Source organism: Sphingobium sp. BHU LFT2 (genome assembly GCF_018604485.1).
GTDB lineage: Bacteria > Pseudomonadota > Alphaproteobacteria > Sphingomonadales > Sphingomonadaceae > Sphingobium > Sphingobium yanoikuyae_A.
The window spans coordinates 993315-1006199 of record NZ_JAFCGW010000001.1; the positions used below are offsets into that span (position 1 = coordinate 993315).

At 66.3% G+C, this 12885-nt stretch carries 7 protein-coding genes and 1 tRNA gene; 7 read left to right on the plus strand and 1 reads right to left on the minus strand.

Annotated elements, in window-relative coordinates:
- Positions 1–7: 7 nt before the first annotated feature.
- Complete coding sequence (gltB, locus tag JQK15_RS04995) at positions 8–4543, plus strand: glutamate synthase large subunit (RefSeq protein ID WP_004209810.1); 4536 nt, start codon at positions 8–10, stop codon at positions 4541–4543.
- Here the strand turns inward: gltB and JQK15_RS05000 are convergent, their stop codons facing one another.
- The gene (locus JQK15_RS05000; protein WP_214863814.1) at positions 4544–5059 is read right to left on the minus strand and encodes a hypothetical protein; all 516 of its coding nucleotides are present in this window, start codon (positions 5057–5059) and stop codon (positions 4544–4546) included.
- Between the two features lie 140 nt (positions 5060–5199).
- On the opposite strand from JQK15_RS05000, the gene JQK15_RS05005 reads away from it, so the two are divergent.
- The 6 genes from JQK15_RS05005 (at position 5200) to JQK15_RS05030 (ending at position 12860) form a co-directional block, all read left to right on the plus strand.
- Positions 5200–5286: transfer RNA gene (locus JQK15_RS05005), tRNA-Leu, on the plus strand.
- A gap of 136 nt (positions 5287–5422) precedes the next feature.
- On the plus strand, positions 5423–7690 hold the full coding sequence (locus JQK15_RS05010; RefSeq protein WP_214863816.1) for an FdhF/YdeP family oxidoreductase: 2268 nt from the start codon (positions 5423–5425) through the stop codon (positions 7688–7690).
- Positions 7687–8538 (plus strand): formate dehydrogenase accessory sulfurtransferase FdhD, encoded by an 852-nt coding sequence (gene fdhD, locus JQK15_RS05015; protein WP_214863818.1) that lies wholly within the window; start codon positions 7687–7689, stop codon positions 8536–8538. The genes JQK15_RS05010 and fdhD overlap by 4 nt, the downstream gene beginning before the upstream one ends.
- Positions 8539–8825: 287 nt before the next feature.
- Positions 8826–8984, plus strand: a complete 159-nt coding sequence (locus JQK15_RS05020) for a hypothetical protein (protein WP_172438738.1) — start codon at positions 8826–8828, stop codon at positions 8982–8984.
- Positions 8985–8992: 8 nt separating this feature from the next.
- Complete coding sequence (locus JQK15_RS05025; protein ID WP_214863820.1) at positions 8993–11428, plus strand: TonB-dependent receptor; 2436 nt, start codon at positions 8993–8995, stop codon at positions 11426–11428.
- 22 nt (positions 11429–11450) lie between these two features.
- Positions 11451–12860 carry an MFS transporter gene (locus tag JQK15_RS05030; RefSeq protein WP_214863822.1) on the plus strand — a complete coding sequence of 470 codons (1410 nt, stop codon included), beginning with the start codon at positions 11451–11453 and terminating at the stop codon, positions 12858–12860.
- Positions 12861–12885: the final 25 nt, after the last annotated feature.

Genomic DNA, 12885 nt, shown 5'->3' on the forward strand with positions numbered 1-12885 from the left:
AGTCATCATGACCGACACCAATTTCATGGCCAGCCCCGAAGAGCGCGCACGCATCGCTGCCGAGGGCATGTATCATCCCGAGATGGAGGGCGATGCCTGCGGCGTCGGCCTGGTCGCCGCGACCGACGGCCGGCCCAGCCGCCGCGTCGTCTCCTCCGCGATCGATGCGCTCAAAGCCGTGTGGCACCGCGGCGCGGTCGACGCCGATGGCAAGACCGGCGATGGCGCGGGCATCCATGTCGACCTGCCGGTCCGCTTCTTCGACGATGCGATCGCCGATTCGGGCCACAAGCCGCTGCCCAACCGCCTCGCCGTCGGCATGATCTTCCTCCCGCGCACCGACCTCAGCGCCCAGGAAACCTGCCGCACCATCGTCGAGGCCGAAATCATCGACGCGGGCTACACCATCTATGGCTGGCGCCAGGTGCCGGTCGACGTCTCCGTCATCGGCGAGAAGGCGCAGCGCACCCGTCCCGAGATCGAGCAGATCATGATCGCCGGCCCGATGCCGGAGGAACGCGACGTCGGCGAGTTCGAGAAGGATCTCTACTTGATCCGCCGCCGCATCGAGAAGAAGGTGATCGAAGCGCAGATCAGCGATTTCTACGTCTGCTCGCTGTCGTGCCGCTCGATCATCTACAAGGGCCTGTTCCTCGCCGAATCGCTGTCGGTCTTCTATCCGGACCTGCAGGATGAGCGGTTCGAGAGCCGCGTCGCCATCTTCCACCAGCGCTATTCGACCAACACCTTCCCGCAATGGTGGCTGGCCCAGCCGTTCCGCACCCTCGCCCATAATGGCGAGATCAACACGATCCGCGGCAACAAGAACTGGATGAAGAGCCACGAAATCAAGATGGCTTCGCTGGCCTTCGGCGAGCAGTCGGAGGACATCAAGCCGGTGATCCCGGCCGGCGCGTCGGATACCGCCGCACTGGACGCCGTGTTCGAAGCGATCTGCCGCTCCGGCCGCGACGCGCCCACGGCCAAGCTGATGCTGGTGCCCGAGGCATGGCAGGCGGAAAGCGCCGAACTGCCCAAGGCGCATGCCGACATGTATGAATATCTCGCCTCCGTGATGGAGCCGTGGGACGGCCCGGCCGCGCTCGCGATGACCGACGGCCGCTGGGTCGTGGCCGGCGTCGACCGCAACGCGTTGCGCCCGCTGCGCTACACGCTGACCGGCGACAATCTGCTGATCGTGGGTTCGGAAACCGGCATGGTCGTCGTGCCCGAAACCACCATCGTCCAGAAGGGCCGCATGGGTCCGGGCCAGATGATCGCGATCGATCTGCAGGAAGGCGAAGTCTATGACGACCGCGCGATCAAGGATCGCATCGCGGGCGAGCGCCCCTATGGCGACCTGATCAAGGACTTCCTCGACATCACCGACCTGCCCGACGTCCCCAGCGCCCTGCCGGCATGGGACAAGGCGGAACTGACCCGGCGCCAGGTCGCGGCCAACATGACGCTGGAGGATATGGAACTGATCCTCGCGCCGATGGTCGAGGATGCCAAGGAAGCGATCGGCTCGATGGGCGACGACACGCCGCTGGCGGTCATCTCCGACAAGCCGCGCACCATCAGCCATTTCTTCCGCCAGAATTTCAGCCAGGTCACCAACCCGCCGATCGACCCGTTGCGCGAACGGCATGTGATGAGCCTCAAGACGCGCTTCTCCAACCTCCACAACATCCTGGAGGAAGATGCGCAGAACAGCCATGTGCTGGTGCTGGAATCGCCGGTGCTCAACAGCGCCGAATGGGCGCGGCTCAAGGCCTATTTCGGCCCGGCCGTGGCCGAAATCGACTGCACCTTCCCCTCGACCGGCGGCCAGGAACAGCTGCGCGCGGCGATCGCCCGCATCCGTGAGGAGGCCGAGCAGGCGGTGCGCGAAGGGCGCAGCGAACTGTTCCTGACCGACGAGCGCGCCGGGCAGGACCGGGTCGCGATCCAGGGCGTGCTGGCGGCCGCGGCCGTCCACACCCATCTCGTCCGCAAGGGCCTGCGCAGCTATGCGTCGATCAACGTGCGGTCGGCCGAAGCGCTCGACACCCATTATTTCGCGGTGCTGATCGGCGTGGGCGCAACCACGGTGAACGCCTATCTGGCCGAAGCCAGCATCGCCGATCGCCACGCCCGCGGCCTGTTCGGCGACCTGACCCTCGACCAGTGTTTCGAGCGTCAGCGCACCGCGATCAACGAGGGTCTGCTCAAGATCATGTCCAAGATGGGCATCGCGGTCGTCAGCTCCTATCGCGGCGGTTATAATTTCGAAGCGGTCGGCCTGTCGCGCGCCCTGGTCAACGATCTCTTCCCCGGCATGCCGGCGAAGATTTCGGGCGAAGGCTATGCCTCGCTCCACTATTCGGCGATGCTGCGCCACGACAAGGCCTATGACAGCGCGGTCGTCCGCCTGCCGATCGGCGGCTTCTATCGCCAGCGCAACGGCGGCGAGGCCCATGCCTATTCCGCCCAGCTGATGCACCTGCTGCAGACCGCCGTCGGCACCGACAGCTATTCGACCTATCTGCAATTCTCGCGCGGCGTGCGCGACCTGCCGCCGGTCTATCTGCGCGACCTGATGGAGTTCAACTTCGCCCGCGAGGCGGTGCCGATCGACGAGGTCGAAGCGACCACCGAGATCCGCAAGCGCTTCGTGACGCCGGGCATGTCGCTGGGTGCGCTCAGCCCCGAAGCGCATGAGACGCTGGCGATCGCCATGAACCGCATCGGCGCCAAGGCGGTGTCGGGCGAGGGTGGCGAGGATGCCGCGCGCTTCAAGCCCTATGAAAATGGCGACAACGCCAATTCGGTGATCAAGCAGATCGCCTCGGGCCGCTTCGGCGTCCATGCCGAATATCTGGGATCGGCCGAGGAAATCGAGATCAAGGTCGCACAGGGCGCCAAGCCCGGCGAGGGCGGCCAGCTGCCCGGCTTCAAGGTGACCGAATTCATCGCCCGCCTGCGTCACTCGACGCCCGGCGTGACGCTGATCTCGCCGCCGCCGCACCATGACATCTACTCGATCGAGGATCTCGCGCAGCTCATCTATGACTGCAAGATGATCAACCCGCGCGCCCGCGTCTGCGTCAAGCTGGTCAGCCAGGCCGGCATCGGCACGGTCGCGGCCGGCGTTGCCAAGGCGCATGCCGACGTCATCCTGGTCGCCGGCCATGTCGGCGGCACCGGCGCCAGCCCGCAGACCTCGATCAAATATGCCGGCACGCCCTGGGAAATGGGCCTGTCGGAAGCCAATCAGGTGCTGACCCTCAACGGCCTGCGCCACCGCGTGAAGCTGCGCACCGATGGCGGCCTCAAGACCGGGCGCGACATCGTCATCGCCGCGATCCTGGGCGCCGAGGAATTCGGCATCGGCACGCTGTCGCTGGTCGCCATGGGCTGCATCATGGTGCGCCAGTGCCACAGCAACACCTGCCCTGTGGGCGTCTGCGTGCAGGATGAGAAGCTGCGCCAGAAGTTCACCGGCACCCCGGAAAAGGTCATCAACCTGATGACCTTCATCGCCGAGGAAGTGCGCGAGATCCTGGCCCGCCTTGGCTTCCGCAGCCTGGACGAAGTGATCGGCCGCACCGAACTGTTGAAGCAGGTCAATCGCGGCGCCGAGCATCTCGACGATCTCGACCTCAACCCGATCCTGGCCAAGGTCGACGCCCCCGACGAGCATCGCCGCTTCAGCCTGCCCCAGTGGCGCAATGAAGTGCCCGACAGCCTCGACGCGCAGATGATGAAGGATGCCCGCGCCGTGTTCGAGCGCGGCGAGAAGATGCAGCTGACCTACACGGTGCGCAACACGCACCGCGCCGTCGGCACCCGCCTCTCCTCCGCCGTGACCGAAAAGTTCGGCATGTCCACCTTGGCCGACGGCCATCTGACCGTGCGCCTGCGCGGTTCGGCCGGCCAGTCGCTCGGCGCCTTCCTCTGCAAGGGCATCACCCTAGAAGTGTTCGGCGACGCCAACGACTATGTCGGCAAGGGGCTTTCGGGCGGCATCATCAAGGTGCGCACCACCGTCTCCTCGCCGCTCTCGTCGAAGGACAACACCATCCTTGGCAACACCGTCCTCTACGGCGCGACCAGCGGCAAGCTGTTCGCCGCGGGCCAGGCCGGCGAGCGCTTCGCGGTCCGCAATTCGGGCGCGAAGGTGGTGGTCGAAGGCTGCGGCGCCAATGGCTGCGAATATATGACCGGCGGCACTGCCGTCATCCTGGGCAAGACCGGCGCCAATTTCGGCGCGGGCATGACCGGCGGCATGGCCTTCATCCTCGACGAGGATGGCAGCTTCCCGAGCCGCGCCAACCCGGAAAGCATCGTCTGGCAGCGTCTGGACAGTGCCCATTGGGAAGGCGAGCTCAAGGCGCTGATCGCTGAACATGCGGTCGCGACCGACAGCAAATGGTCGAACACCATCCTGGAGGATTGGGATCGCTGGCGCCGCTACATCTGGCAGGTCTGCCCGAAGGAAATGGTCAATCGCCTGGCCCATCCGCTGAGCGACGCATCGACCCCGGTCGCTGCCGAATAATTACTGCGGCAAGCCCGCCTCTGCCGGTTCTGCGGGGACCAGCGGGGGCGGCGCCGCCGTCGCCGAGACCGGCCTCAGCGCCGGTCCCGGTTCCGCCTCGCCCGCCGCGAATCGCTCGATCCGCGGCGGCAGGCGATCCACCCGCACCGTCGGCTGCGGCAGCGGCGGATAGCCCAGCGCCGCCGATTCGACCGGCTGTTCCTCTTCCGCCAGATAGTCGCGCACCGCCGTATCGCGCGATTCGCCGATCATGCCATCGGCATCCAGCCCCGCCATGTCGGCTTTCATCCGCCGTTCCTCCAGCGTCGGTCCGCACCCGGTGCAGGTCACGAATGCCGGTCCGCGCTCGGCCTCCGGCAGAGTCTGCGCCGTCGCCATGTCGCCGCTATCCAGTTCCGCCTCCAGCGCAGGCCGCACCGGCTTTTGCGGGCTGGTGACATAGGCGCCCAGGCCCAGCCCCATCACGGCGGCGGCCACCAGCGCGCCGCCCGATCCCACCCAGAAATGCAACGACATGGGGCCAGCCCCCTTTCGCAACCGACTTTCTGCCAAACAAAGATAACGTTGATGCCGATCACTGGTTGCATGACCCAAAAGCCTTTGCTAAGGGCCGCCTCCTACCAAGGCACCGGCCCCGCCGGTTTCCCTGTTGATGTGCGGTCGTGGCGGAATTGGTAGACGCGCAACGTTGAGGTCGTTGTGGCCGAAAGGCCGTGGAAGTTCGAGTCTTCTCGACCGCACCATCACTTTCCCGATAGCTGCAGATGATGATGACAGCCCCCTTCGGGCACCACCCATCCTGCCTGCCCGACCTTGGTTCTCCAGCCGAATTTTCCTATATCCGACGCGGGGCACCGCGATGATGTGGGACAGACGACCATGGACAAATCCGCCGAAGACCTGATCCCGGACACGGTGGAAGGCGTATCCAGCTATGACGGCCCGGCCGGTGGCTGGGGCGCGCTTCGTGCAGTCGCAAAGACGGTCGCCGAACAGATGCGCGCCAGCCCCGACACCCGCGCCCTGCTCCAGATGAACCAGCCCGACGGCTTCGACTGTCCCGGCTGCGCCTGGCCCGACCCCAAGCACACCTCTTCGTTCGAGTTCTGCGAGAATGGCGCCAAGGCGGTCACCTGGGAAGCGACGGTCAAGCGCGTCGATCCCGATTTCTTCGCCCGCCACAGCGTCAGCGAGCTATGGGACTGGACCGACCACAAGCTCGAAGATGCCGGCCGTCTGACCGAACCGCTGCGCTATGATGCCGCGACCGACCATTTCGTGCCGATCAGCTGGGACGAGGCCTTTGCCCGCGCCGGCGCCGCCTTGCAGGCGCTCGACCATGCCGACCAGGCCGAATTCTACTGCTCGGGCCGCGCGTCGAACGAATCCGCCTTCCTCTATCAGTTGTTCGCCCGTGAGTTCGGCACCAACAATTTCCCCGACTGCTCGAACATGTGTCATGAGGCGACCAGCACCGGCCTCCCCAAATCGATCGGCATCGGCAAGGGCACGGTGACGCTGGAGGATTTCGACCATGCCGATGCGATCTTCTGCATCGGCCATAATCCGGGCACCAACCATCCCCGCATGCTGAGCACGCTCGCCGCCGCCTCCAAGCGCGGCGTGCCGATCATCGTTGCCAACCCGATGCGCGAACGCGGGCTGGAACGCTTCAAGTCGCCCCAGCATCCCACCGAAATGCTTTCGCCCGGCGCCACCCCGCTCGCGTCCGCCTATCATCAGGTGCGGATCGGCGGCGACATGGCGATGCTCAAGGGGATGATGAAGGCGCTGCTGGCGATCGAGGCGCAGCAGCCCGGCACGCTAGACCACGAATTCATCGCCCAGCATACCGAGGGCTTCGACGCCCTGCGCGCCGATATCGAGGCCACCCAATGGCCGTGGATCGAGCGCCTGTCCGGCCTCACCCGCGAAGCGATCGAGAGCATGACCCATGTCTATGCCAGGGCCGACCGGGTCATCATCTGCTATGGCATGGGCATCACCCAGCATCGCCACGGCACGCAGAATGTGCAGGCGCTCGCCAACCTGCTGCTGCTGCGCGGCAATTTCGGCAAGCCGGGCGCCGGCATCTGCCCGTTGCGCGGCCATAGCAATGTGCAGGGCGATCGCACTGTCGGCATCACCGAACTCCCGACCGAGGCGATGCTGCAACGGCTCGACACCGCCTTTTCCATCCAGTCGCCGCGCAAGCATGGCCATAATGCGGTCGAGGCGCTGGCCGCCATGCACGCTGGCGAATCAAAAGCGCTGATTTCCCTCGGCGGCAATCTCGCCGTCGCCATGCCCGATCCCAACGCCTGTTTCGCCGCCGTGCGCCGGCTTGACCTGTCGATCAACATCCTCACCAAGTTCAACCGCACCTGCCTGCTGACCGCGCGCGAGACACTGATCCTGCCCTGCCTTGGCCGCACCGAACTGGATATGCAGGCCGCCGGCCCGCAATGGGTGACGGTCGAGGACAGCATGTCGATGGTCCACGCCTCGCGCGGCAAATTGAAGCCCCCCTCGCCCCATGTCCGCTCCGAACCGGCGATCGTTGCGGGTCTGGCCAAGGCCGCCATGCCCGCCAGCCGCACCGACTGGGACGGCATGGTCGCCGATTATGACCGCATCCGCGACGGGATCGAGGCGGTCTATCCCGATTTCCGCGACTTCAACATCCGGGTGCGCGAGCCCGGCGGCTTCCGCCTGACGATCGGCCCCTGCGACCGGATCTGGAACACGCCCAGCGGCAAGGCGCAGTTCATCACCCACCCGGTCGCCCCGGACGAGGGCGCGCTGCCGCTGCTGCTCACCACCATCCGCAGCCATGACCAGTATAATACGACCATCTACAGCTATGATGATCGCTATCGCGGCATCCATGGCCGGCGCGACATCATCTTCGCGAACGAGATCGATCTGGCGGAGATGGGCCTGGCCCATGGCGACAAGGTCGATGTGACGACGCCGGCCGGGCGTGAACTGCGCGGCTTCACCATCGTCATGCACGCCATCGCGCGCGGATCGCTCGCGGCTTATTATCCCGAAGCGAACAATCTCGTCCCGCTCGACGATTATGATCCGGCCAGCGGCACCCCCGCCTACAAGTCGATTCCCGTCACGGTGCGCGCCGCCCGATGAGCGACGCCGACCGGCCCGTCCGCTTCACCCGGATCACCCCGGACGGCGGCCGCGCGTCCGTCACCCGCGCGGTCGCGGTCGAATGTCCGGTCGCGCTCGAATATAATGGCATCGGCTATGCCGTGCTGATGGCGACCCCGGCCGATCTCGACGATCTCGCCACCGGCTTCGCCTTGTCCGAACGGCTGATCGATAGTGCCGCCGACATCATCGACATCGACATTCACGAAGCGCCCCAGGGCCTGTTGCTGCGCATCCGCCTGATCGCCGACCGCCATGACCGCATCCTCGCGCGCGTCCGCCACCGCGTCGCCGAATCCTCCTGTGGCCTGTGCGGCATAGAGAATCTGGAGCAGGCGCTGCGCCCGCTGCCACGCGTCACCGCCGTCACCCAGGCCAGCGACGATGCCCTGTTCCGTGCCCTCGATGCGCTCGACGCGCGCCAGCCGGGCAATCAGCGCACCGGCGCCCTCCACGCCGCCGCCCTCGCCGCGTCCGACGGCACGCTCCGCCTCGCGCGCGAGGATGTCGGCCGCCACAACGCCCTCGACAAGCTGATCGGCGCCATGGCCCGCGCCGGCCTTGGCTGGGATGGCGGCTTCGCCCTCCTCTCCTCGCGCTGCTCCTATGAACTGGTGGAAAAGGCCGCGCTCGCCGCCTGCCCGCTGCTCGTCACCCTCTCCGCCCCCACCAGCCTCGCGCTCGATCGCGCCGCCGAATCGGGCCTGCGCCTCATCACCCTCGCCCGACGCGACGCCATGCTCGAACGGGCGGATGGACCGGCACAGCGCAATTTGGGCACGGCCAAGCAAAACTTGGTTGAGCCAGACACTCTATCTTATAAGTAGAGATTGCCTGAAACGGAGCGGACTGGTCCCCGCCCGGATGACGACATCGGCATCGGACCCGCGGCTTTTGATCGGGATGCAGCTTGCTCCGCGTCACCAACAGCTAAAGCGCACGATGCTCGGGCGACGACGCCAGCTTCGTGTTCCCCCCAACAGAATGGGGAATGAAACGATGTGCCATCCATCTGAAATCTAGGGCCTGACGCCCGCCACGCAGCGCGCTGCTTCTCAGCGCGCCTCCATCCGCCCGTCCTCCGCCGATGCGTCGTGCGGGAAAGGGGGATCGCATGCCCGTGGAAACTCGCGGCCGACGCGCGTCGCCGCACCCAGCCTATTCCGTGTCGCTGCTCCAGGCGGCCGCCGCGCTCTACGGCCTGAATGCCGTGCGCGACGATGCCCTGCGTCCGCAGCCCACAAGCAGAACAGACAAGAAATTCAGGGAGTAAGCCTTTTCATGTCCCAAGCCCTCGCGCCCAGCCGACCCCGGCACGGCCTGTCCCTCCGTCGCCTGCTGCTCGCCGGCGTCGCCATCGGCCTGTTGCCGAGCGCCGCTCATGCTGCCGACGAACCCGCCGCCGCGGCGCCTGCCCCGGCCCCCGAAGCCGCCGTCGATGAAGGCGATTATGGCGCCCCCATCCTGGTCACCGCCCGCCGCCGCGCCGAAAAGGCGCAGGACGTGCCGGTCGCCCTGTCCGTCGTCGGCGGCGATCTGGTCGAACAGCGCGGCGACTATACGCTCGCCGCCGTGCAGCAGGTCGCGCCCAGCCTCCAGCTGTTCAGCTTCAACCCGCGCAACACCAACATCAACATTCGCGGCCTCGGCTCCAACGTCGCGCTGACCAATGACGGTCTCGAAAATGGCGTCGGCGTCTATATCGACGATGTCTATTATGGCCGCGTCGGCGCCAGCCAGTTCGATCTGGTCGACCTTGAACGGATCGAGGTGCTGCGCGGGCCACAGGGCACGCTGTTCGGCAAGAACACCACCGCCGGCGCCATCAACATCACCACCCGCCAGCCGAGCTTCGATTTCGGCGGCCAGGTGGAAGCGACGCTGGGCGACTATGGTTTCCATCAGGTGCGCGGCTCCGTGACGGGCGGCCTGACCGACTGGGCGGCGGTGCGCGTCAGCATTGCCGATACCCATCGCGATGGTTTCCTGACCAATGTCCATAACGGCAAGAAAATTCACGATTACGACAATTTCACCGCGCGCGGCCAGCTGCTGCTGACCCAGGGTGAAGGCTTCAGCCTGCGCCTGATCGGTGACTATGCCAAGCAGACGCTCAACTGCTGCGTCCGCCTGCCCAGCACCGTCTTCACCACCTATGATGACGGCAACACGATCGCGAACAATTTCGCGATCCGCGCCGCCCGCGCCGGCTACACGCCGCTCGCCACCGATCCCTTCGCCCGCAAGGTCGATGTCGACGGCCAGTTCCAGGCGAACATGAATCAGTGGGGCATTTCGGGCAAGGCCGACTGGGATGTCGGCCCGGTGACGCTCAGCTCCATCACCGCTTATCGCGCCTGGAACTGGTATCCGCGCAACGACAGTGACGCCACCTCGCTCTCGGTCAACACGCTCAACCACCAGGAAAATAACCAGCGCCAGTTCAGCCAGGAATTTCGCGTCGCCTCCAATGGCGACACCCGCCTCTCCTATGTGCTGGGCGCCTATTATTTCTGGCAGATCATCAACGGGTCGGGCGCCGCCGGCTACGGTCCGGACGCGCCGCTCTGGCTCTTCCCCAATGCCGATCCGGTGGTCAGCAATGCGGCGGTCAACGGCTTCGTCGCCCGCTCCAGCTCCAATCCGGAAACCAAGAGCGCCGCGCTGTTCGGCCAGGCCAGCTACGCCATCATCCCCGACAGCCTCTCGCTGACGCTCGGCCTGCGCTACACGCACGAGAAGAAGCAGGGCAGCTACAGCCAGTGGTGGGCGGAGGGGAATGATCTTTCCAGCCTGACCGCGGCCCAGCGCACCGCAGCGATCGCACTGCGCAACAGCCTCAACCCCATCACCAGTTACTCGACCGGCTTCACCGACAACAGCCTCTCGGGTCTGGCCACCCTGTCCTACAAGGTGACGCCCGACGTGCTGGTCTATGCCACCTATTCGCGCGGCAACAAGTCGGGCGGCCTCAACCTCACCAACATCCCGGCCGGGGTCAGCCCCGATGTCGGCGGCGAGAAGGTCGACAATTACGAAGCCGGCGTGAAGAGCCAGTTCTGGGGCGGCAAGGCAACGCTCAACGCCGCCGCCTTCTGGACCAATATCTTCGACTATCAGACCGCGATCACCGAACAGATTGTCGGCACCAACAGCACCCGCAATTATATCACCAACATTCCCGAGGCGCGCGCGCGCGGCTTCGAACTGGACGGTGCGCTGGCGCTCAGCCGCTATGTCAACCTCAACGCCTCGCTCGCTTATACCGACGCCTATTATGTCGACTTCAAGAACGGCCCCACCCCGGTCGAGGCACTGAACCCGACCACCGGCGGCTCGGCCGTGACCGACCTGAGCGGCAAGCCGCTGTCGGGCGTGCCCGAATGGTCGTGGAGCGCGGGCGGCGACTTCGCCATTCCGCTCGGCACCACCAAATGGGGCGACGCCCAATTTTACGGCCGCGCCGACTATAGCTGGCGCTCCTCCTACTACACCGCCGTGTCGGACAGCCGCTACTCGCTGGTGCCCAGCTACGGCGTCGCCAATGCGCGCATCGGCGTGCGGCTGGACGATGGCCTGATCGACCTGTCGCTCTGGGCCAAGAACCTGTTCGACAAGGATTATGTCGACACGCTCTCGGTCGCGAACACCGGCCTCGTCACCGCCACCGTCGGCGATCCCCGCACCATCGGCGTCACCCTGCGCAGCAAATTCTGACCCCCAATACGGAGGCAAGATCATGGCCACCCTTCCCTACGCAGACTATCTGGATGACCGGAGCATCACCCGGCCGGAACCCGCCCGCGTCGGGGAGGGGGAGCCCTCGCGCCTGCGCCTCACCGGCTTCGCCTCGATCGCGGTGCCGATCGCCGGCGCCGGCCTGCCGCTCGCCCTGTTCGTGCCCCAGCTCTACGCCACCCAGTTCGGCCTCTCGCTCGCGACCATCGGCTTCATCTTCCTGCTGGGCCGCATCTGGGATGTCAGCGCCGATCCGCTGGTTGGCGCACTCAGCGACCGCACCCGCAGCCGCTTCGGCCGGCGGCGCCCATGGATCGCGGCCGGCGGCCTGTTGTTCGGCCTGTCTTCGGCGCTGCTCTTCTTCCCGCCCGCCGCGCTGGTGACACCCGCCTATCTCGGCGCCGCCCTCTTCTTCTTCTATCTCGGCTGGTCGATGATCGAGATCCCGGCCTCCGCATGGGCCGGCGAGCTATCGCGCCATTATCATGGCCGCACCCGCGTCGTCAGCTATCAGGCGCTGCTGCGCGCCATCGGCCTGCTCGCCGTGCTGGTGCTGCCGACCATCCTCGACCAGGTCGAACCGGGCAATGGCACGCTGAAGCTGCAACTGGTCGGCGGCTTCATCATCGCCACCCTCATCCCCAGCCTCGCCCTCACCCTCTTTTCCGTGCCCGAACCGCCGGTGCCCGCCACCCCGCCGGTCCGCCAGAGCTTCTGGCGCGCCACCAGCGTCATCTTTTCCGACCGGTTGCTGCTGCGCGTCCTCGCCTCCGACGCGGTGGTCACCGCCGGCCAGTCGATCCGCGCCAGCCTGATCGTCTTCTTCGCGGTCTGGTATATGGGCCTACCCGCCTGGGCGAGCGGCCTCTATCTGCTCCAGTTCATCTTCGGCGTCGCCGCCGCACCGATCTGGCTGCGCATCGGCACCCGCATCGGCAAGCGCCAGGCAGCGATCAGCGGCGAAATCGCCCAGGCAGCGATCAATATCGGCCTGCTCTTCGTCTTCCCCGGCGGCCTGCCGCTGCTGCTCGCCCTCACCATCGCCCAGGGGCTGACCCAGGGCTCGGGCAATCTCATGCTGCGCGCCATGGTCGCCGATGTGGCCGATGCCCACCGGCTGCGCACCGGCCATGACCGCACCGGCCTCTTCTTCTCGGTCTTCGCCCTCTCGGCCAAACTCGGCCCGGCGATCGGCATCGGCATCGCCCTGCCGCTCATCGCCTGGCTCGGCTTTGCCGCCGGCCCGCACAACGATCCCACCGCGCTCGAAGGATTGAAGACCGTCTTCGCCCTCGGCCCGGCCCTGGCCCACATCATCGCCACCCTCATCATCTGGCGCTTCCCGCTCGACGAAGTCGCCCATGCCGAAATCCGCCGCGCCCTCGACCAGCGCGACGCGATCCCCGCCTGACCGTCCACGCATAAATTCAAGGAGA